This is a genomic window from Streptomyces sp. (genome assembly GCF_036566765.1).
Classification (GTDB): Bacteria; Actinomycetota; Actinomycetes; order Streptomycetales; family Streptomycetaceae; genus Streptomyces.
Genome location: NZ_DATCVQ010000621.1, coordinates 1 through 20,232 on the forward strand (window position 1 = coordinate 1; position 20,232 = coordinate 20,232).

A 20,232-nucleotide genomic window follows, 5' to 3' on the forward strand; every position below is an offset into this window, starting at 1 on the left:
GACGTGGTTTGTCCGTTTTTGAAGTGCCTGGACGGAGGTGTCAAGGCCCGATCCGCGAGGGAGATCGCTACGACCCTATGTCGTAGATGGGGTGTTTTGGCCTGGGCTGGGGTGCGGGTTACCAAGGAACAGCCAGCCCGACGCACCTCGCGTCGGGATCGTTCTGTCCGGAGGTTTTCCCCCGTATGTCGAAGCGCATCATGAACCCCGCCCGCACCGCCGCCGTCGCCCTCGCCACTGCGGGTCTGGGAGCGTCGCTGGTGGCCGGAGCAGGTTCTGCCTTCGCCGCCGAGGGCAAGGCGTCCGTCCCCGCCCTCACCGCGTCCGTCCCGGCCCTCGGCGCTTCCGCCGCCGTCGCCGCCCAGGCCGACGCCCAGGCGCAGGCCGCGGTCAAGGCCGCTGCCGTCCAGAAGGCCGTCGCGAAGGCGAAGGCCGCCAAGGCCGTCAAGCCGGTCAAGGCCGTCAAGGCCAAGAAGGCCGCCTCCTGGGTCAAGCCGGTCTCCGGCTACACCCTGACGGCCAGCTTCAACCAGGGCGGCGCCATGTGGGCCCACAAGCACTCCGGCCAGGACTTCGCCGTCCCGGTCGGCACCCCGGTCAAGGCCGCCGGCGCCGGCACCGTCGTCAAGGCGGGCCCGAACGGCGGCGGCGACGGCCCGGCGTACGGCAACGCCATCGTCGTCAAGCACGCCAACGGCAAGTACTCGCAGTACGCCCACCTGTCGAAGATCAACGTGCACATCGGCCAGAAGGTCGGCGCCGGCCAGAAGATCGCCCTGTCGGGCAACACCGGCAACTCCTCCGGCCCGCACCTGCACTTCGAGATCCGCACCACCCCGAACTACGGCTCGGCGCTGAACCCGGCGGCCTACCTGCGCTCCGTCGGCGTCTCCATCTGACACACCTGACCGTCAGGCCTCGTGGGCCTGGGCGATCAGATCGAGGGCGACCTCGAGGACGGCTTCGTGCTTCTCCTCGGGGTCGCCCTCGACGTTCTGCATGAAGAACATCCCGGCGTGCATCGTGAAGATCGCGCTGACACAGCGGACCTTGTCCTTGAGCGCGAAGTCCGGATCGTAGAGCAGGCCGGTCAGCGTGATCATGCGCTCCTTGAAGGTCAGGCCGACGCTCAGCTCGCGCACCGTCGCCTGGTTCTCCTGCATGAAGCGGAACAGCGGGGCCGCGTCGGCCAGCGCGACCTGGTAGCGGCGCAGGACCTCCTGCTTGGTCTCAAGGGTGCGCGGCTGCTCCTGGGCCCACTCGATCAGCTCGTCCATGGGCCGTGTGAGGTCGTGGAAGAGCCCGATCAGGATGTCTTCCTTGGTCTTGAAGTGGTAGTACAGCGCGGCCTTCGTGACGTCGAGCCGCTCCGCGATCTCGCGCAGCGAGGTCTTCTCGTACCCGTGCTCGGCGAACAGCTCGAGGGCGACGTCCTGGATCCGCTGGCGGGTGTTGCCTCTGGCCACGGTCTGCTCCCTGCTGCTTACACATACTTACTTGACGCCCGGCTAGTAACGCGTCTACCGTCCCCAGTGTAGTAACTAGCCGGGCGGCAAGTAAGTGAGTGTCCGTGGGGACGGACACGGGGAGCAGGAACCATGACGACCGAGACCGTGAAACAGGCTCCCTCCGGGGAGCCGGAGGTGCAGCAGGAAAGGCCCGCGCGCAGTGTCCGCGTCGTCCTGCTCGCCCTGATGATCGCGATGCTGCTCGCGATGCTGGACAACATGATCATCGGCACCGCGATGCCGACGATCGTCGGCGAGCTGGGCGGTCTGGAGCACCTCTCCTGGGTCGTCACCGCCTACACCCTGGCCACCGCCGCCTCCACGCCCCTGTGGGGCAAGGTCGGCGACATGTACGGCCGCAAGGGCGTCTTCCTCACCTCGATCGTGATCTTCCTGATCGGCTCGGCGCTGAGCGGCATGGCCCAGGACATGGGTCAGCTCATCGGCTTCCGTGCGGTCCAGGGCCTCGGCGCCGGCGGTCTGATGGTCGGCGTGATGGCCGTCATCGGCGACCTCATCCCGCCCCGGGAGCGGGGCAAGTACCAGGGCATGATGGCCGGCGTGATGGCCCTCGCCATGATCGGCGGGCCGCTGGTCGGCGGCACCATCACCGACCACTGGGGCTGGCGCTGGTCCTTCTACATCAACCTGCCGCTGGGCGCGGTCGCCCTCGCGATGATCACCATCGTGCTCCACCTGCCGAAGAAGGAGCGCCCGGCGCAGAGCCGGATCGACTTCCTCGGCGCGGCGCTGCTGACCGTCGGCATCACCTCGATCGTGCTCGTCACGACCTGGGGCGGGACGGAGTACGCGTGGGGCTCCGGCGTCATCGTCGGGCTGACCGTGGTCGGGGTCGCCGCGCTCGCCGCGTTCCTGTGGGCGGAGACCCGGGCGTCGGACCCGATCATGCCGCTGCACATCTTCCGCAGCCGCAACTTCACCCTCATGTCGGTGATCGGCTTCCTGACCGGCTTCGTGATGTTCGGCGCGGTGCTGTTCCTGCCGCTGTTCCAGCAGTCCGTGCAGGGCGCGTCCGCCACCAACTCGGGCCTGCTGCTCCTGCCGATGCTGCTCGCGATGATGGTCGTCTCGCTGATCTCCGGCCGGATCACCACCAACAGCGGCAAGTACAAGATCTTCCCGATCGCGGGCGGCGGGCTGATGGTCGCCGGACTGTTCCTGCTGGCGCAGATGGACACCGGCACCTCGCGGCTCACCTCCGGGCTCTACATGGCGGTGCTCGGCGCCGGTATGGGCTTCCTGATGCAGATCACGATGCTCGTGGCGCAGAACAGCGTCGAGATGCGGGACATGGGCGTGGCCTCCTCGGCCACCACGCTGTTCCGCACCCTCGGCTCGTCCTTCGGCGTGGCGATCATGGGCGCGCTCTTCACCTCCCGGGTGCAGGACGAGATGGCCGCCCGCGGCGGCGGCGCGGCCACCGCGCACTCCGCCCAGCTGGACGCGGCGAGCCTGGCGAAGCTGCCGGAGGCGGTGCGCGAGGCGTACCAGCACGCGGTGGCCTCGGGCACGCACGGCGCGTTCCTGGTCGGCTCGGCGGTCGCGGTGATCGCCTTCGTCGCGGCGTTCTTCGTCAAGGAGGTCGCCCTGCGCGGCGCCGGCCCGCAGAAGCCGGACCCGCAGACGCCGGCTCCGGAGCAGACCGCCCCGGAGAAGGCCGCGGCCTGACGCGTACGACGCACGAAGAGGGGCCGGGGCGCATTCGCCCCGGCCCCTCTTCGTCGTAGTCGCGCGGGTGGGACATCTCGCGGCTACAGGTCCCCTACACGTCCCGCAGGATCGGGAAGCTCCCCGTGTTCGTCGGCGCGTGGTCCGGCAGCCACAGCACCGCTATCGCGCCGCCGTCCGCCGCCGCGTTGCGGAACGTCAGCCGGGCGCCGAGCACCCGCGCCTGGCCCGTCGCGATCGTCAGGCCGAGCCCGTGGCCCTGCCCGGCCCGGTCGCTCGACCCGGTGCGGAACCGGCTCGGGCCCTCGCGCAGCAGCTCCTCCGGGAACCCGGGGCCGTTGTCCCGGACCCGTACGACCCGGCCCTCGACCGTGACCTCGACCGGTCCGCGGCCGTGCTTGGCCGCGTTGGCGAGGAGGTTGCCCAGGATCCGCTCCAGGCGGCGCGGGTCGGTGCTCACATACGACTCGTGCACCACGTTCACCACCGCGTCCGGGTTCAGCACCCGTACCCGGCGCTCCACGAACTCGCCGAGCGCGATCTCCTGGAGCTCGGCCCGCTCCGACGCGCTGTCGAGCCGGGCCACCTCAAGCACGTCCTCGACCAGCGTGCGCATCGCCTGCGCCCGGTCCCGTACGAGCTCCGACGGCCGGCCCGGCGGCAGCAGCTCCGCCGCCGTCAGCAGCCCGGTCACCGGCGTGCGCAGCTCGTGCGCGATGTCCGCGGTGACCCGGCGCTCCGCCTCGATCCGCTCGTTCAGCGCGTCGGTGAGCGCGTCGACCGCGCGGGCCAGCTCGTCCGTCTCGTCGCGCACGACGCCGCCGATGGCGTCCCGGACCCGTACCTCCGTGTTGCCCTGTGCGACCTTCCCCGCCGCGGCCGCCGCCTTGCGCAGTCGGCGGGAGAGCTGGCCGCCGATCAGCACGCCGAGCGCGCAGCCGCCGAACACCACCGACACCGAGCCGATGATCAGGGTCCGGTCGAGCTCCTTCATGATCGTCGCGCTGCGGTCGGCGAACGGCATGTGCAGCGACAGCACGTCCCCACTGGCCAGCGGCACCGACGCCCACACGTCCGGCGTGCCGCCCGAGGCATGCTCCTGTACGAAGGTGCCGCGCCGCCCGTTGCGCATCAGCCGGTCCAGCTGGCCCGGCAGCATCGGGTCGTTGATCTTCGCGCCGAACCGGAGCCGGGGCTCGCGCGCCTTGGGCGTCGACTCGTACTGGAGCTGCGCGAGGAGGAGCCGGTCCATCGTCACTTCGCGCGAGTTGTCCAGCATCGAGACCCGCGCCGAGTTGTGCACCACGATGGACAGCGCGGCGGCGACCAGCGCGCCGACCGCGGCGATCGCGATCGAGATCTTCCAGCGCACCCCGGTGCGCAGGGCGGGCCGACTCATACGGTGAGCCTCATGACGTCTGCGGTCCTCATGCCTTGAGCTTGTAGCCGAAGCCGCGGACCGTCTCGATCCGGTCCTGCCCGATCTTCGTCCGCAGCCGCTGCACATGGACGTCCACGACCCGGGTGTCGCCGCCCCAGCCGTAGTCCCAGACCCGCTCCAGGAGCTTGTCCCGGGACAGCACCGTGCCCGGCGCCGACGAGAATTCGAGCAGCAGTCGCATCTCGGTCGGGGTCAGCGACACCGGAGCGCCGCCCCGACGGACCTCCATGCCGTCCGTGTCCACGGCCAGGTCGCCGAAGACCAGCACCCCGCCGTCGGCGGCGTCCGCCGCCTCGGCGCCGCCGCCGGACCCCGGCCCGCCCGCATGCCCGAAGCGGCGCAGCACCGCGCGGATGCGGGCGACGAGCACCGACCCGTCGAACGGCTTCGTGACGTAGTCGTCCGCGCCTGCCTCCAGGCCGAGCACCACGTCGATGGAGTCGGCGCGCGCCGACAGCATGATCACCGGGACGGTCGACTCGTCGCGGATCCGCCGGCACAGGCTGACCCCGTCCATCCCCGGCAGCATGACGTCGAGCAGCGCGATGTCGGGCTGCCGCGCCCGGAAGGCATCCAGACCGGCCAGTCCGTCGGGCATCGCCGTCACCCGGAAGCCGTCCCGCTCCAGGGCGAGCTGGGTGGCCTCGCGGATGACGTCGTCGTCCTCGACGAACAGCACATGGGTCTCGGCCATCGCGGGCTTCCTCGGTTCTCGCTCGTTCTCGTAGCTCGGGGGTTCTCGGTGCTCGGGCGTTCTAGTTGCTCGGCGCGGCCGTCGCCGGGCCGTCGATGCCGCCGTCGCCGACCGCCTTGCTGTACTCGTTGTGCACCCAGTCGTGCTGGGTGAACTTGTTACCCGCCCAGCGGTAGGTGAGCACGTCCTCGCCCGAGGGGTACGCGACCGGGTCGCCCTTGGCGTAGATCTGCTTGGTGACGATGAGGTCGCCGCGGTCGATCGTCGCGTAGACCGCCGCGTCCTCGGCCATGAAGACGTTCTTGTAGTCCTTGTCCGCGTCCGCCTTGCGGTACACGTACGTGCCGATGCCGACCGCGTCGCCGCAGGTCATCACGTTGACGACGACGTCGGGCGCGGCGCCGCCGGTCAGATTCCCGTACGAGGTGTCCACCGGGTACGCGTCCGCGGCGCAGGGCTTCAGGCTGTCCTTGACCCGGTCGCCGATCTTCGGGTCGGCCTTGAGCAGCTCGATCGGGTCCGGCCGTTCGGCCGTCTGACCGGTGCTGGAGGACGGCCCGGGGGAGGCGTACGACGTGGTCGGGCTGCCCGAGTCGGCGCGCGCGGCGCCCTCGTCGCGGGAGCCGGTGCCGCCGGTCGAGCAGCCGGCCAGGAGCAGACCGGCAGACGCGAGCACGGCCAGCTTCGCCGGCGTGCTCGCGTGGTTCACATGGGGCCTGGGCCCTAGGCCGCGCACCGCTCCTGCCCCCGTTCGTCGCGTCGGTCGGTCCGCTCCGGCGCGCGCTGGGCCGGGATCCGGGCCTCGCCTTCGGCGGCCCGGCTCTCCAGCTCCTGGCGCAGTCGCGCCAGGGCGCGGTGGAGCGTGCTCTTCACCGTACCGGTCGACATGCCGAGCGCCGCGGCGGTCTCCTCGGTGCTCATCTGTTCCCAGTGCCGCAGGACGACGACGCTGCGCTGCTTGGGCGCGAGCACCTTCAGGATGTCCATGAGCAGGGCCCGGTCCGCGTGCTGCTCGGTCGCGTCGTCGATGGACGCGTGGTCGGGCAGCTGCTCGGTGGGCACCTCCTCCAGCTTGCGGGCGCGCCACCACTCGGTGCGCGTGTTGATCATCACCCGGCGAAGGTACGCGTCCGCGAGCGACTTGTCCGCGATGCCGTCCCAACGGCCGTACGTGCGGACCAGCGCGGTCTGCAGCAGGTCCTGCGCATCCACCGGGTCGGGCACGAGTCGGCGGGCGCTGCGCAGCAGGGCCTCCTGCCGTGTGCGTACGTACTCCTCGAAGTCGAGCACCTCGCCGTGCGCCATCCGAACCGCCTCCGTTCCCCGGATCATCCCCGTGACCACCCGTTTTCCTGACGTCGAGGACGCTACGGAGCGGTTGTCACGGGGCTGTGCGAGAGAGCCGTCGGAGGACGCACGGCTGTCCATCGGTTTTGTAACAGCGATTCGGGGGTAGGGGCTCAGGATTCTTTCGTGTCAGGGACCCGTCACGATCCGTCAGGACCCGACAGTGCCCGACAGGCCCCGACAGGCCCCGACAGGCCCCGACCGGGCCCCGACGGGGTCCCGAAGGGGTCCAGTCAGAGTGTCGTCGGGGTCCTGTCAGGTCAGCGGCAGCCGGTACAGGCCGTCCGGCAGCGGCTCCACCAGGCCGTCGGCGACCAGCCCGTCCAGAGCCCGGGCGCGCTGCACCGGCTCGTCCCAGACCGCGTCGAGCTCCGCCTGCGGGACCGGCGCGACCGCCTCGCGCAGCACGGCCAGGAGCCTGCCCCGCACCTGCCGGTCGGTGCCCGCGTACGTCTGGCCCCGGCGGGGCGGCCCGTCGTGGGCCGGCTTGCCGGACAGCCGCCAGGCGCACGCGTCGGCGATCGGGCAGCGGCCGCAGTCCTCGTTCTTCGCCGTGCACACCAGCGCACCCAGCTCCATCGAGGCCGCCGCCCAGCGCGCCGCCGTCGCCTCGTCGTCCGGCAGCAGCGCCCGGGCGAGCCGGCGCTCGGCCGCCGTGGTGGCGTTCGGCGGGTACTGGACGCCGGTCGCGGCCCGGGCGAACACCCGGCGGACGTTCGTGTCGAGGACCGGGTGCCGCTGCCCGTACGCGAACGAGGCCACCGCCGCCGCCGTGTACTCGCCGATCCCCGGCAGCGCGAGCAGCTGCCCGTGCTCGCTCGGGACGTCGCCGCCGTGCCGCTCTGTTATCGCCACGGCCGCCCCGTGCAGCCGGAGCGCGCGGCGCGGGTAGCCGAGCCGGCCCCAGGCGCGCACGGCCTCGCCGGGGGCGTCGGCGGCCAGGTCCGCGGGGCGCGGCCAGCGGGCCAGCCACTGCTCGTACACCGGCAGGACGCGGACCACCGGGGTCTGCTGGAGCATGAACTCGCTGACCATCACGCCCCAGGCGCCCGCCTCCGGACGCCGCCAGGGCAGGTCCCGGGCGTGCCGGTCGAACCAGGCGAGGACGGGTGTGTGGAGCGCGGCGGGCTCGGGCGCCGGGCCGGCGGTCTCGGAGACGGGCACGGACACGGAGGCGGACAGGGGCGCGGGGGCGGAGGCGTCGGTGGAAGTCATGGCACCTCCGATCCTGGCACGTTCCGCGGGACCGGGCCCGCACGCCCTCGGGGCGCGCGGAGGCGTGCCCTCGCCGTCCGCGCCCCGCGCACCACGGCACGCCTGCGTCGTGGCGGGTTCGCGCGGCGGCTTTCGGCGAGCTGCGGGAGTCGGTGCGGTGTCGTGCGGGCGAAGCCATGGATGCCGTGAATGCCGAGGAGCTCCCGCTCAAGTCGCCTTCCGGGATGTGATCATCGGCAAAACTTGGCGCTGGGGCGGCATGGGGGGCGGGAGTTGGCCGCGATCTCTCGTAAGGTTTCTGCCGTGGGATCTCTGCGCAATCCGGTCGGGCCGCTTCCCTCCTCCATCTACTGGCGACGGAGGGCGGTCGCGCTGTGCCTGATCGCGCTGCTGGCGGCCCTCGCCCTATGGGCCGTCAGTTCCCGTGGCGGCGGCGGGAAGACGACCGACGACGGTGCCAACGGCGCTTCTCCGGTGCCCTCGATCACCCCCGGCCCGTCCTCCTCAGGCCCTGCCATCAGTGAACAGCCGGGCGGGCGCGACGAGTCGGGCGAGTCCGGTGCGGGCGACAGCGGGTCCGGCGCGGGCGGCGCGGACTCCGGCGGGGCAGGCGGCGGCGACGGGAAGAACGGCGACACGGCCGCCGGCGTGGGCTCCGGCGGCGCGGGCGGAGCGGGCACGGCCGAGCACGTCCCGGCCGACTCTCCGCTGCCGAACTGCGCACCCGGAGCACTGAAGTTGGCGCTGCGCAGCACGAAGGTGGCCTACGAGCAGGGCGAGAAGCCCCGGCTCGAGCTGATCGCCCGCAACACCTCGACCGCCGCCTGCAAGGCCGACTTCGGGCCGAAGAGCGCGGTGCTGACGATCAGCGACGCGCGGGACGACGAGGTGTGGTCGACGAAGCACTGCCCGCGCCCGGCCGGCAGCGTGCTGCTGCGGGTCCCGGCGGGTTCCTCCGTGACGTACACCGTGGAGTGGGACCGGCGGCCGAGCACCCCGCAGTGCGCGACCCCGCCGGCGGGCGCGGCAGGCCCGGGCACGTACCTGGTCGAGGCGGTCTTCCCCGGGGCGACGGTCAACCCGGCGTCCTTCACACTGGCGAAGGACTGACGCCGAACGACGCCTGAGCCGGCCTCTCGGGACCGGCTCAGGCCTGTAGCCCTACCGGCTAGACGTACCGCTCAAGGATCGAGGACTCGGCGAGCCGGGACAGGCCCTCGCGGACGCTGCGCGCCCGAGCCTCGCCGACGCCGTCCACCGTCTGCAGGTCGTCGACGCTCGCGGCGAGCAGCTTCTGCAGCCCGCCGAAGTGCTCCACGAGCCGCTCGATGATCGCGCCCGGCAGCCGCGGCACCTTCGCGAGGAGCCGGTAACCGCGCGGCGAGACCGCCGAGTCGAGGGTCTCCGGCGAGCCGGTGTAGCCCAGCGCCCGCGCCACGATGGGCAGTTCGAGCAGCTCGGCGTGGCTGAGCGCGTCCAGCTCGGTGAGCGCCTCGGCGACCGTGCGGGAGCGCTTGGCCGTGGGCTCGGGCACGTAGTCGCGGACCACCAGCTCGCGCTCGGGCTCCACGCCGGCGATCAGCTCGTCGAGCTGGAGCGAGAGCAGCCGGCCGTCGGTGCCGAGCTCGACCACGTACTCGGCGATCTCGGTGGCGATCCGGCGGACCATCTCCAGTCGCTGGGCGACCGCGGTGACGTCCCGGACGGTCACCAGGTCCTCGATCTCCAGGGCGGAGAGCGTGCCGGCCACCTCGTCGAGCCGGAGCTTGTACCGCTCCAGGGTCGCCAGGGCCTGGTTGGCGCGGGACAGGATGGCCGCCGACTCCTCCAGGACCCGGCGCTCGCCGTCCACGTACAGCGCGATCAGGCGCATGGACTGGGAGACGGAGACGACCGGGAATCCGCACTGCTTGGAGACGCGGTCCGCGGTGCGGTGGCGGGTGCCGGTCTCCTCGGTCGGGATGGACGCGTCCGGGACGAGCTGCACGCCCGCCCGCAGGATCTTGGTGATGTCCTTGTCGAGGATGAGCGCGCCGTCGAGCTTGCACAGCTCGCGCAGCCGCGTGGCGGTGAACTCGACGTCGAGGACGAAGCCGCCGGTGCACATCGACTCGACGGTCTTGTCCATGCCGAGGACGATGAGACCGCCGGTGTTGCCGCGCAGAATGCGCTCCAGGCCGTCACGCAGGGCGGTGCCGGGGGCGACGGCGCTGAGCGAGGCACGCATCAGTGCTTCGTTGTCCTTGGCTGCCACTGCACTCCTCCGGCTCGTACGGATGGGCGAGACCAGGGCAAAGTCTAGCGACCCCGCCCCGGCGCGGTTCGCCCTGCGCTGATTCGCCCCCGCGAACCCCCTGCCCCGTCCGCCGTCCGGCCATGCGCGAGGCGCCGCCCGCGGCCCCTCGCGCCCCTGGTCCGGCGGCCGCAGCCAGGCCTGTCCGACCCTGATCCGCCCGGACAGGACCTAGCCCGTCGGCTCCTCGGCCTTCGGGGCGCGGCGGCTGCGCGGCAGGACCCGCAGCGCGTCGCCCATGTCCGCCACTTCCGTCACCTTCATGCCCGCCGGCACCTTGCCCGGGTCGCCCGGCACCAGGGCGTGCGTGAAGCCGAGACGGTGCGCCTCGGCCAGCCGGCGCTGCACGCCGGTGACCCGGCGGACCTCGCCCGCGAGCCCGACCTCGCCGATCGCGACCAGGTTCTTCGGCAGCGGGGTGTCGCTGGCCGCCGAGGCCAGCGCGAGCGCGATCGCCAGGTCGGCGGCGGGCTCGGACAGCTTCACGCCGCCGACCGTCGCCGAGTAGATGTCCCGCTTGCCCAGCGCGCTGATCCGGCCGCGCTGCTCCAGGACCGCCAGCATCATCGAGACCCGGGAGGTCTCCAGGCCCGAGGTCGTCCGGCGCGGCGAGGGGATCTGCGAGTCCACGGTCAGCGCCTGCACCTCGGCGACCAGCGGGCGGCGGCCCTCCAGGGTGACGGTCAGGCACGTCCCCGGCACCGGCGCGTCGCGCCGGGTCAGGAACAGCCCGGACGGGTCGGCCAGGCCGGTGATCCCCTCGTCGTGCAGCTCGAAGCAGCCGACCTCGTCGGTCGCCCCGTACCGGTTCTTCACGCCGCGCACCAGGCGCAGCCGCGCGTGCCGGTCGCCCTCGAAGCTCAGGACGACGTCGACCAGGTGCTCCAGGAGCCGGGGGCCGGCGATCGCGCCGTCCTTCGTCACATGGCCGACCAGGAGCGTGGACATGCCGCGCTCCTTCGAGGCGCGGATCAGCGCGCCGGCGACCTCGCGGACCTGCGCCATGCCGCCCGGCGCCCCGTCGATCTCGGGCGAGGCGACGGTCTGCACCGAGTCCATGACCAGCAGGGAGGGCTTGACCGCGTCGAGATGGCCGAGGACGGCGGACAGGTCCGTCTCGGCGGCCAGGTAGAGATGGTCGCTGAGCGCGTTGATCCGGTCGGCGCGCAGCCGGACCTGGCTCGCGGACTCCTCGCCCGTCACGTACAGCGTGCGGTGCTCGTCGCTGGCCGCCTTCGCGGCGACGTCGAGCAGCAGCGTGGACTTGCCGACGCCCGGCTCGCCCGCGAGCAGCACCACCGCGCCCGGTACGAGCCCGCCGCCGAGCACCCGGTCGAGCTCGTCGACCCCGGTGGAGCGGGCGGTGGCCTGTCGGCCGTCGACCTGGCCGATGGGCACCGCGGCCGTGGAGACCCGGCCGGCGGCGGTCGTGCGGACGGCGGGCGCGCCGTACTCCTCGACCGTCCCCCAGGCCTGGCACTCGGGGCAACGGCCGAGCCATTTGGCGGTCGTCCAACCGCATTCGGTGCAGCGGTAGGACGGCCGGTCCTTGGCGGATTTCGTACGGGCAGCCATGGGCCACACCGTAACGGGCCGCACCGACAACGCCCTGACAACGCCCCCACCGGCGGACCCCGGCACGCTCCCTGACGGATTCGTGTCCCCTTTTGAGGGATACGTTCACCCGTAAGGATTAAATGTGTTCAAGGGGGACGAACGGCATGCTCTCCACTGCCTACCGTCGCCGGGTGACGAGCAGCAGCCTGGAACCCCCCACCCACACCACCGGCGCACACCGGGCGCACCGCCGCGACGACTCCGGCCCCCGCACGCTCGGCCAGCGCCCGCCCGCCCGTTACGAGGCGTACCTCGACGGCCTGTTCACGTACTGCCTCTCGGTGCTCTGCGACCACGACACCGCCACCGCCGTCCTCGGCGACGTGCTGGCCGTCGCCGAGCGCCGGCACGCGCGCTGCCCCGCCGACGAGGACGGGCGCAGGGCCTGGCTGTACGCGCTGGCCCGCTGGGCCTGTCTGCGCAGCCTCGCCGAACAGCGCGGCAGGCGGCAGGGCGCGCACACCGGCCGCCCCCCTACCGTGCCGGCCCGTCCGCCCCGGATCTCCGAGGAGACCGCCGAGCGCCGCCGCGCCGAACTGGCCCTGCTCGCCTGGCCGGAGGCCGCCGGCACCACGCCCGAGCAGCGCGAGGCCCTGGAGCTCGCCGTCCGGCACGGCCTGAGTCGCGACCAGGTCGCCGCCGTCCTCGGCCTGGACGCCCCCGCCGCCCGCGAGCTCCTCGCCTCCGGGGCCTGCGAGGTCGAGCGCACCCGGGCCGCCCTCGCCGTCGTGGAGACCGGCAGCTGCCCGACCGTCGCCCGGCTCACCGACGACCACCAGGTGCTGCTCTCCGCCGCCCTGCGCACCGAGCTGGTCCGGCACGTCGACGACTGCCCGCGCTGTCGCCGGGTCGCCGAGCGGGCCGGCGTGGCCGCCCCCTGGCCGGGCGCCGACGTCAGCCCGGCCGCGCTGCCCCTGGTCGAGGCGCCGCGCGCGGCGGCGTACGTGGCGATGCTGCACGTCCCGCGCGCCCGGGCCGGGGCCCCGCGGTTCGGGCCGGCCGGCTTCCCGATGGACCCCAAGGACCACACGGCCCGCCGCGACCGGATGCGGGCCCGCGCGGTGACCACGACGGTCGTCGCAGCGGTGGTCGCGGCCCCGGTCCTCGCGCTGTGGGCGGCGTACCGCGGCGCGCCGCTGACGGGGGAGGGCCGCGACGGCGGTTCGGTGACCGCGCGCGAGGACGAGGGGAACGCCGGCCGCGCCGACGACACCTCGTACGACCGCTACGAGAACGCCGGCAACGCGAACTCCCGCCCCGCCCCCCGGTTCACCCGCGGCAGCCGGTCCCCGGACGTCTCCGTCGAGATCGTCGACCCGGGCGCGCCCGCCGGGCCGGCCGGGCAGCACGGCCCCGGCCGCATCAAGGTGGCCGCCCGCTCCGCAGGCGACACGACGGTGCTCACCCTCACCGCCTCCGGCGGCTCGCCCGTCGCCTGGTCGCTGTGGACGGACGCGCCCTGGCTGTACGTGAGCCGCAGCTCCGGCACCCTGCGGCCGGGCGAGTCCGTCACCCTGTACATCTCCGTGGACCACGCGCGCGAGCCGTCCGGCGCGTGGAGCGCACGGGTGACCGTGCAGCCGTCGGGCGCGGTGCTGAGGATCGACGGGTACGGGGCGTCCGACCCGGGCCCCAGCGACCCGGGCCCCGGCCCGGTCACGCCGCCGGCCACCGGGGAGCCGCCGACCTCGCCGTCTCCGACCGACCCGAGCCCCACCGATCCCGGACCGACCGATCCGGGCCCCACGGACCCGTCCCCGACCGACCCGTCGCCGACGGACCCCGGCCCGGATCCGTCGGGCCCCTCGCAATCCGGGGAGCCGCCCCCGTCGGACGACCCGCCGCCGTCGTCCGGCGACTCGGGGACCCCGAGCGAGCCGCAGTCCCCGTCGTCCTCCTGAGCCCTGCCGGTGCCGGCGACTCAGCCGACCGACTCAGCCGACCGACTCAGCCGACCGGGTCCGCCGGGTGCGGGGCCACCAGCGGCAGCTGCGAGGCGAGCCGCGCCTCGCACAGCTCGACCAGCGCGTCGTACGCCTCCTTGCCCATCAGCTCCGTCAGCTCCGGGCGGTACGTCACGTACACCGGGTCGCCCGCGCCGTGCGCCGAGGTCGCCGAGGTGCACCACCAGTGCAGGTCATGGCCGCCCGGGCCCCAGCCACGGCGGTCGTACTCGCCGATCGACACCTGGAGGACCTTCGTGTCGTCGGGCCGCTCGATCCAGTCGTACGTGCGCCGCACCGGCAGCTGCCAGCAGACGTCCGGCTTGGTCTCCAGCGGCTCCTTGCCCTCCTTGAGGGCCAGGATGTGCAGCGAGCAGCCCGCGCCGCCCGCGAACCCGGGCCGGTTCTGGAAGATGCAGGAGCCCTCCCAGCGGCGGGTCTGCCGCTCGCCGTCCTCGTCGAGCTGCACCCAGCCGGTCTCCGTGCCGACGTCGTGGAACTGCCACAGATCCGGCGTCAGCCGGTCCACGTACGAGGCGACCCGCTTCTCGTCGTCCTCGTCGGAGAAGTGCGCGCCCAGCGTGCAGCAGCCGTCGTCGGCGCGGCCCGCCTGGATGCCCTGGCAGCCGCTGCCGAAGATGCAGCTCCAGCGCGAGGTCAGCCAGGTCAGGTCACAGCGGAAGACCTGCTCGTCGTCCGCCGGGTCCGGGAACTCGACCCAGGCGCGTGGGAAGTCCAGGCCCTTCTCGTCCGGCTCGGACGCGGCGCGCGGCGCGGCCTTCGGAGCCTTCACCACACGGAGGTCCTGGGCGGGGTTCTTGGGAGTCTTGCCGGCCTTGGCGCTGTCTTTGCCCGGCTTCGCCTTTTTCGTCTTTGGCACACGACCAGCGTATGCGGACCGGCGCAGTAGCGTTCCGTCCATGAGACTCGGAGTCCTCGACGTCGGTTCGAACACAGTGCACCTGCTGGTGGTGGACGCCCACCCCGGCGCCCGGCCGCTGCCCGCCCACTCGCACAAGGCGGAGCTGCGCCTGGCCGAGCTGCTCGACGGGCACGGGGCGATCGCCCCGGCCGGCGTCGACCGGCTCATCGCCACGGTCGCCGAGGCGGTGCAGGCCGCGGAGGACAAGGGCTGCGAGGAGGTGCTCCCGTTCGCCACCTCCGCGGTGCGCGAGGCCTCCAACGCCGACGCCGTGCTGGCCAGCGTCAAGGAGGCGACCGGCATCGACCTCCAGGTCCTCACCGGCTCGGAGGAGGCCCGGCTCACCTTCCTGGCCGCGCGCCGCTGGTTCGGCTGGTCCGCGGGCAAGCTGTTCTTGCTCGACATCGGCGGCGGCTCGCTGGAGATCGCGTACGGCATCGACGAGGAGCCCGACGCGGCGGTTTCGCTGCCGCTGGGCGCGGGCCGGCTGACCAAGGGCTGGCTGCCGGGCGACCCGGCGGGCACCGACGACGTACGGTCGCTGCGCCGCCATGTACGCGCCCAGATCGCCCGGACCGTCGGCGAGTTCAGCCGCTTCGGCAAACCCGACCATGTCGTGGCCACGTCCAAGACCTTCAAGCAGCTCGCCCGGATCGCCGGCGCGCCGGGCTCGGGCGAGGGCCTGTACGTGCAGCGGTTCCTCGGCCGCGCGTCCCTGGAGGAGTGGGTGCCGCGGCTGGCCGCGATGACCACGGGGGAGCGCGCGGCGCTGCCCGGCGTCTCGGAGGGCCGCGCCCCGCAGCTGCTGGCGGGCGCGCTGGTGGCGGAGGCGGCGATGGACCTGTTCGGCGTGGACGAGCTGGAGATCTGCCCCTGGGCGCTGCGCGAGGGCGTGATCCTGCGCCGCCTGGACCACCTGCCGGCGGAGTAGGAAGGCCCGGCTCTCCGGGCTACGGAGCCGGGGCCCGGAGCACGCCCCCGGAGAGCCGGCCGCCGCGGCTGGGTGGCCGGAACCACATCCCCCTCGGACGGGGCCTGCCCGTACCCTGTCCCTCGTGGCAGAACCAGTGGTGCGCGTCCCGGATGCGAAGGTCGCCCTGTCGACCGCCTCGGTCTATCCGGAGTCGACGGCGACGGCCTTCGAGGTCGCCGCGCGCCTCGGCTACGACGGTGTCGAGATCATGGTGTGGACCGACCCGGTCAGCCAGGACATCGAGGCGCTGCGCCGGCTCTCCGACTACCACCAGGTCCCGATCCTCGCGGTCCACGCGCCCTGCCTCCTGATCACCCAGCGCGTCTGGTCCACCGATCCCTGGGTCAAGCTGCAGCGCGCGCAGGCGGCGGCCGAGAAGCTCGGCGCGTCCACGGTCGTCGTCCACCCGCCGTTCCGCTGGCAGCGCCAGTACTCCCGCGACTTCGTCACCGGCATCTGGCGGATGGCCGACGAGACCGACGTCCGGTTCGCCGTCGAGAACATGTACCCGTGGCGCTACAAGGACCGCGAGATGCTCGCGTACGCCCCCGAGTGGGACGTCACCAAGGACGACTACCGCCACTACACCGTCGACCTCTCGCACACCGCGACCGCCCGCACGGACGCCCTGGCCATGGTCGACCGCATGGGCGACCGGCTCGGCCACGTCCACCTCGCCGACGGCCGGGGCTCCGCCAAGGACGAGCACCTGGTGCCCGGCCGCGGCAACCAGCCGTGCGCCGAGCTGCTCGAGCGGCTGGCCGTCAGCGGCTTCGACGGCCATGTCGTCATCGAGGTCAACACCCGGCGCGCGATGTCCGCCGCCGAACGCGAGGCCGACCTCGCCGAGGCGCTCGCCTTCACCCGGCTCCACCTCGCCTCCGCGGCCGCCCGGCCGTCGCGGGCCACCGGTTCATGACCGGTCCGGCCGGGAGCCCGGCCCCCCGCAGGCGCGGCCGCCCGTCCCGTACCGCCGAGGACAGCGGGCCCGGAGCGCGCGAGCGGATCCTGGAGGCGGCCCGCGACCAGTTCGCCGAGCGGGGCTACGACAAGACGTCGATGCGCGGCATCGCGAAGGCGGCCGGCGTCGACGCGGCGCTGGTCCACCACTACTTCGGCACCAAGGACGACGTCTTCGCGGCGGCGATCGAGGTGTCCTTCGATCCGACGACCGTCGTCCCGGCGATCGTCTCGGGCCCGCGCGAGGCCATCGGCGAACGGCTCGCGCGGTTCTTCATCGGCGTCTGGGAGAACCCGGCGACGCGCGCCCCGCTCCTCGCGATCTTCCGCTCCGCGCTCACCCACGAGGCCGCGGCGAAGGTGCTGCGCGGCTTCGTGCTGCGCCGGATCCTGGAGCGCGTGGCCGCGGACCTGGACGTGCCGAACCCGCAGTTCCGGGCGGAGCTGGCGGCCTCGCACATGATCGGGATCGCGATCCTGCGGTACGTGATCCAGGTGGAGCCGCTGGCGTCAACGGACACCGAGGAGATCGTCGCGATGGTCGCCCCGACGCTCCAGCGCTACCTCACAGAGGCGTAGCTTCCGCCCGGTCCCGGCCTGCCCGAAAGCTGAACATGCCGTCCGCCATACGGACGTGCTGTCCAGATCTTGGAGCCGAAGCGTACGCTCGACACCAAGCACACCCATCACGAGGAGCGAGCGACGATGCCCGAGCTGAGGTCCCGCACAGTCACCCACGGCCGCAACATGGCGGGCGCCCGCGCCCTTATGCGCGCCTCCGGTGTACCGGGCGCGGACATCGGCCGGAAGCCCATCATCGCGGTCGCCAACTCCTTCACGGAGTTCGTCCCCGGCCACACCCACCTGCAGCCGGTCGGCCGGATCGTCTCCGAGGCGATCCAGCAGGCGGGCGGCATCCCGCGCGAGTTCAACACCATCGCCGTCGACGACGGCATCGCGATGGGCCACGGCGGCATGCTCTACTCGCTGCCCTCCCGCGACCTGATCGCGGACAGCGTGGAGTACATGGTCGAGGCGCACTGCGCCGACGCGCTGATCTGCATCTCCAACTGCGACAAGATCACCCCCGGCATGCTGAACGCCGCGCTGCGCCTCAACATCCCGACGGTCTTCGTCTCCGGCGGCCCGATGGAGTCCGGCAAGGCCACCCTCGTCGACGGAACGGTCCGCACGCTCGACCTGGTCGACGCGATCTCGGACGCGGTCAACGACAAGATCTCGGACGAGGACATCCTCCGCATCGAGGAGAACGCCTGTCCGACCTGCGGCTCCTGTTCCGGCATGTTCACCGCCAACTCGATGAACTGCCTGACCGAGGCCATCGGCCTCTCCCTGCCGGGCAACGGCACGGTCCTCGCCACGCACACCGCCCGCAAGGCGCTGTACGAGAACGCCGGCCGCACGATCGTCGAGCTCACCCAGCGGTACTACGGGGAGGACGACGCATCCGTCCTGCCCCGCAGCATCGCGACCCGCGGCGCCTTCGAGAACGCCATGGCCCTCGACATCGCCATGGGCGGCTCCACCAACACGATCCTGCACCTGCTCGCCGCCGCCCAGGAGGCCGAGCTGGACTACGGCCTCGCCGACATGGACGCCGTCTCGCGCCGCGTCCCGTGCCTCGCGAAGGTCGCTCCGAACGTCGCCCCCGGCGGCACGTACTACATGGAGGACGTGCACCGCGCCGGCGGCATCCCCGCGATCCTGGGCGAGCTGTACCGCGGCGGCCTGCTGAACGAGGACGTCCACACGGTCCACTCGCGCAGCGTCAAGGAGTGGCTGGACACCTGGGACGTCCGCGGCGGCTCGCCGTCCGAGGAGGCCGCCGAGCTGTGGCACGCGGCCCCCGGCTGCAAGCGCTCCGCCACCGCCTTCTCGCAGTCCGAGCGCTGGGAGTCGCTGGACACGGACGCGGCCGGCGGCTGTATCCGCGACGTGGCGCACGCCTACTCGAAGGACGGCGGCCTCGCGGTGCTGCGCGGCAACCTCGCCGTCGACGGCTGCGTCGTGAAGACGGCCGGCGTCGACGAGTCGATCTGGACCTTCGAGGGCCCGGCGGTCGTCTGCGAGTCGCAGGAGGAGGCCGTCGAGAAGATCCTCAACAAGCAGGTCAAGGACGGCGACGTGGTCGTCATCCGCTACGAGGGCCCGCGCGGCGGCCCCGGCATGCAGGAGATGCTCTACCCGACGTCCTTCCTCAAGGGCCGCGGCCTCGGCAAGACCTGCGCCCTGGTCACCGACGGCCGCTTCTCCGGCGGCACGTCGGGCCTCTCCATCGGCCACGCTTCCCCGGAGGCCGCCTCCGGCGGCACGATCGCCCTGGTCGAGGACGGCGACCGCATCCGCATCGACATCCCGACCCGCGCCATCGAACTCCTCGTCGACGACGCGACCCTGGCCGCCCGCCGCGAGGCCCTGAACGGCGTCTACGCCCCGAAGAACCGCGAACGCAAGGTCTCCGCGGCCCTGCGCGCATACGCGGCGATGGCCACGAGCGCGGACAAGGGCGCGGTCCGAGACGTGTCGAAGCTCGGCTGACGAACGACGGCCTGCGGGGCGTGAGCGGCGGGTCCGCTCACGCCGCGCAGGCGTTTCCAGGCCTTCGGCCCGGCGGTGTTCGTGGGGCCTGTGGGCGTCCCCCCGCCCTCACCACCGCGACGGGTCCGCCCCGTCCACCGCGAACACCGAACCGTCCGGCGCCGTGCCGATGACGCGGGGGCCGAGGACGACAGGGGCCGGGAGGCTCGCGGCGTGGCCCAGCTTTCCGCCGTGCAGACGGGGTTCCGTCTGGCCGAGCAGGGTGCCGCGCACGGTGTCGACGGCGAGGAGGCGGCCGTCGGCCGCCGAGAAGTACAGGCGTCCGCCGTCGCCGAGGACCGGCGGGGAGACCTGGCCGGCGGCCGTCTCCAGCTGCCACAGCTCGCGTCCGCCGTCCGTGGCCGTGTCGACGGCCACGAGGGTGCCCTCGCGGTCGAGCAGGAAGACGGCACCGCCCCGCACCGCGATCCGCGCCTCGCCCATCCGGAACGGCAGCGGCACGCGGTTCGTCGTGCCGCGCGCCACGTCGTAGCGGACCACCGCGTCGATCTGCCCCTCGTACCCCCGCGCGGTCAGGAACACCGTCCCGTCCGGGCCGCTCGTGGCGGCCGGGACGAGCTGTCCGGGCAGGCGGCGGCGGTGCACGAGCTCGCCGGTGCGCGCGCGCACCGAGCTGACCGTCGTGTGGCGGCCGTCGGCCGACTCCTCGAAGAAGTGCACGAGGCCGGTCGCGGCGTCGTACGGGCCGATGCGCGGGTCGGAGTGGCCGCTCAGCCTGCGCTGCCAGAGCCGCTCGCCCGTGGCCCCGTCCAGCGCGGTCACCGCGCCCGTCGCGGAGCCGAACAGCAGGACGTCGCCGGCCGCGTGCGCGTCGGCGAAGTACCCGGACACGTCCGCGCTCCAGCCGGGCTTCCCGGTACGCGGATCGAAGGTCGTGTAGCGGTCGCCCGCGATCGTCCCGAGCAGCCCGCCGGCGAGGACCGGCGCGCCGGCGTAGTCCCCGGCGCGGGCCGGGCGCGACCAGGCCACCTTGCCCGTACCGGCGTCGAGCCGCGCCGCGCCGGTCCCGCG

General features: G+C 73.1%; 18 protein-coding genes. 8 read left to right on the plus strand and 10 right to left on the minus strand.

Annotation, left to right across the window (positions count from 1 at the left end; genetic code table 11):
- Window positions 1-185 precede the first annotated feature (185 nt).
- Window positions 186-899, plus strand: coding sequence for a M23 family metallopeptidase (locus VIU94_RS36145; RefSeq protein ID WP_331918351.1), 714 nt, complete (start codon window positions 186-188; stop codon window positions 897-899).
- A gap of 12 nt (window positions 900-911) precedes the next feature.
- On the opposite strand, the gene VIU94_RS36150 is transcribed toward VIU94_RS36145, so the two are convergent.
- Window positions 912-1,466, minus strand: coding sequence for a TetR/AcrR family transcriptional regulator (locus tag VIU94_RS36150; protein ID WP_331918353.1), 555 nt, complete (start codon window positions 1,464-1,466; stop codon window positions 912-914).
- A 132-nt stretch (window positions 1,467-1,598) separates the two neighbouring features.
- Between VIU94_RS36150 and VIU94_RS36155 the strand changes: the two genes are divergently transcribed.
- Window positions 1,599-3,197 (plus strand): MDR family MFS transporter, encoded by a 1,599-nt coding sequence (locus tag VIU94_RS36155; protein ID WP_331918355.1) that lies wholly within the window; start codon window positions 1,599-1,601, stop codon window positions 3,195-3,197.
- 94 nt (window positions 3,198-3,291) lie between these two features.
- On the opposite strand, the gene cseC is transcribed toward VIU94_RS36155, so the two are convergent.
- The 5 genes from cseC to VIU94_RS36180 form a co-directional block, all read right to left on the minus strand.
- Window positions 3,292-4,596, minus strand: coding sequence for a two-component system sensor histidine kinase CseC (gene cseC / locus VIU94_RS36160; protein WP_331918357.1), 1,305 nt, complete (start codon window positions 4,594-4,596; stop codon window positions 3,292-3,294).
- Window positions 4,597-4,624: 28 nt separating this feature from the next.
- Window positions 4,625-5,332 (minus strand): two-component system response regulator CseB, encoded by a 708-nt coding sequence (gene cseB / locus VIU94_RS36165; protein WP_331918359.1) that lies wholly within the window; start codon window positions 5,330-5,332, stop codon window positions 4,625-4,627.
- Window positions 5,333-5,393: 61 nt separating this feature from the next.
- Window positions 5,394-6,041, minus strand: coding sequence for a hypothetical protein (locus VIU94_RS36170; protein WP_331918361.1), 648 nt, complete (start codon window positions 6,039-6,041; stop codon window positions 5,394-5,396).
- 14 nt (window positions 6,042-6,055) lie between these two features.
- A complete protein-coding gene (locus VIU94_RS36175; RefSeq protein ID WP_331918363.1) occupies window positions 6,056-6,637 on the minus strand; it encodes a SigE family RNA polymerase sigma factor in 582 nt (193 codons plus the stop codon).
- 297 nt (window positions 6,638-6,934) lie between these two features.
- A complete protein-coding gene (locus VIU94_RS36180) occupies window positions 6,935-7,894 on the minus strand; it encodes an iron-sulfur binding domain-containing protein (RefSeq protein ID WP_331918365.1) in 960 nt (319 codons plus the stop codon).
- Between the two features lie 303 nt (window positions 7,895-8,197).
- On the opposite strand from VIU94_RS36180, the gene VIU94_RS36185 reads away from it, so the two are divergent.
- On the plus strand, window positions 8,198-9,004 hold the full coding sequence (locus VIU94_RS36185) for a hypothetical protein (RefSeq protein ID WP_331918367.1): 807 nt from the start codon (window positions 8,198-8,200) through the stop codon (window positions 9,002-9,004).
- A gap of 58 nt (window positions 9,005-9,062) precedes the next feature.
- Here the strand turns inward: VIU94_RS36185 and disA are convergent, their stop codons facing one another.
- Both disA and radA read right to left on the minus strand, forming a co-directional pair.
- Complete coding sequence (gene disA, locus VIU94_RS36190) at window positions 9,063-10,121, minus strand: DNA integrity scanning diadenylate cyclase DisA (RefSeq protein ID WP_331918383.1); 1,059 nt, start codon at window positions 10,119-10,121, stop codon at window positions 9,063-9,065.
- 237 nt (window positions 10,122-10,358) lie between these two features.
- A complete protein-coding gene (radA, locus tag VIU94_RS36195; RefSeq protein ID WP_331918369.1) occupies window positions 10,359-11,762 on the minus strand; it encodes a DNA repair protein RadA in 1,404 nt (467 codons plus the stop codon).
- 173 nt (window positions 11,763-11,935) lie between these two features.
- On the opposite strand from radA, the gene VIU94_RS36200 reads away from it, so the two are divergent.
- Complete coding sequence (locus tag VIU94_RS36200; protein ID WP_414721063.1) at window positions 11,936-13,705, plus strand: BACON domain-containing protein; 1,770 nt, start codon at window positions 11,936-11,938, stop codon at window positions 13,703-13,705.
- Between the two features lie 46 nt (window positions 13,706-13,751).
- On the opposite strand, the gene VIU94_RS36205 is transcribed toward VIU94_RS36200, so the two are convergent.
- Complete coding sequence (locus VIU94_RS36205; RefSeq protein WP_414721064.1) at window positions 13,752-14,543, minus strand: DUF3109 family protein; 792 nt, start codon at window positions 14,541-14,543, stop codon at window positions 13,752-13,754.
- A gap of 124 nt (window positions 14,544-14,667) precedes the next feature.
- Here VIU94_RS36205 and VIU94_RS36210 point away from each other — a divergent pair, with 124 nt between their 5' ends.
- From VIU94_RS36210 to ilvD, 4 genes are all read left to right on the plus strand, one after another.
- A complete protein-coding gene (locus VIU94_RS36210) occupies window positions 14,668-15,600 on the plus strand; it encodes a Ppx/GppA family phosphatase (protein WP_331918375.1) in 933 nt (310 codons plus the stop codon).
- Between the two features lie 124 nt (window positions 15,601-15,724).
- Entirely contained in the window at window positions 15,725-16,561 is an 837-nt protein-coding gene (locus VIU94_RS36215; RefSeq protein ID WP_331918377.1) for a sugar phosphate isomerase/epimerase family protein, read from the plus strand.
- Window positions 16,558-17,181 (plus strand): TetR/AcrR family transcriptional regulator, encoded by a 624-nt coding sequence (locus VIU94_RS36220; protein ID WP_331918379.1) that lies wholly within the window; start codon window positions 16,558-16,560, stop codon window positions 17,179-17,181. The genes VIU94_RS36215 and VIU94_RS36220 overlap by 4 nt, the downstream gene beginning before the upstream one ends.
- A 126-nt stretch (window positions 17,182-17,307) precedes the next feature.
- Window positions 17,308-19,161, plus strand: coding sequence for a dihydroxy-acid dehydratase (gene ilvD / locus VIU94_RS36225; RefSeq protein ID WP_331918385.1), 1,854 nt, complete (start codon window positions 17,308-17,310; stop codon window positions 19,159-19,161).
- A gap of 108 nt (window positions 19,162-19,269) precedes the next feature.
- Here the strand turns inward: ilvD and VIU94_RS36230 are convergent.
- The coding region (locus VIU94_RS36230) for a BamB-related PQQ repeat family beta-propellar protein (protein ID WP_331918381.1) at window positions 19,270-20,232 on the minus strand (963 nt) is incomplete at its 5' end.

What these genes read in the sequence shown, in the direction of transcription:
- VIU94_RS36145 (WP_331918351.1), top strand. Translation starts at nt 186, where the DNA reads ATGTCGAAGCGCATCATGAACCCCGCCCGCACCGCCGCCGTCGCCCTC.
- VIU94_RS36155 (WP_331918355.1), top strand. Translation starts at nt 1,599, where the DNA reads ATGACGACCGAGACCGTGAAACAGGCTCCCTCCGGGGAGCCGGAGGTG.
- cseC (WP_331918357.1), bottom strand. Translation starts at nt 4,596, where the DNA reads ATGAGTCGGCCCGCCCTGCGCACCGGGGTGCGCTGGAAGATCTCGATC.
- cseB (WP_331918359.1), bottom strand. Translation starts at nt 5,332, where the DNA reads ATGGCCGAGACCCATGTGCTGTTCGTCGAGGACGACGACGTCATCCGC.
- VIU94_RS36175 (WP_331918363.1), bottom strand. Translation starts at nt 6,637, where the DNA reads ATGGCGCACGGCGAGGTGCTCGACTTCGAGGAGTACGTACGCACACGG.
- VIU94_RS36180 (WP_331918365.1), bottom strand. Translation starts at nt 7,894, where the DNA reads ATGACTTCCACCGACGCCTCCGCCCCCGCGCCCCTGTCCGCCTCCGTG.
- disA (WP_331918383.1), bottom strand. Translation starts at nt 10,121, where the DNA reads ATGCGTGCCTCGCTCAGCGCCGTCGCCCCCGGCACCGCCCTGCGTGAC.
- radA (WP_331918369.1), bottom strand. Translation starts at nt 11,762, where the DNA reads ATGGCTGCCCGTACGAAATCCGCCAAGGACCGGCCGTCCTACCGCTGC.
- VIU94_RS36210 (WP_331918375.1), top strand. Translation starts at nt 14,668, where the DNA reads ATGAGACTCGGAGTCCTCGACGTCGGTTCGAACACAGTGCACCTGCTG.
- VIU94_RS36220 (WP_331918379.1), top strand. Translation starts at nt 16,558, where the DNA reads ATGACCGGTCCGGCCGGGAGCCCGGCCCCCCGCAGGCGCGGCCGCCCG.
- ilvD (WP_331918385.1), top strand. Translation starts at nt 17,308, where the DNA reads ATGCCCGAGCTGAGGTCCCGCACAGTCACCCACGGCCGCAACATGGCG.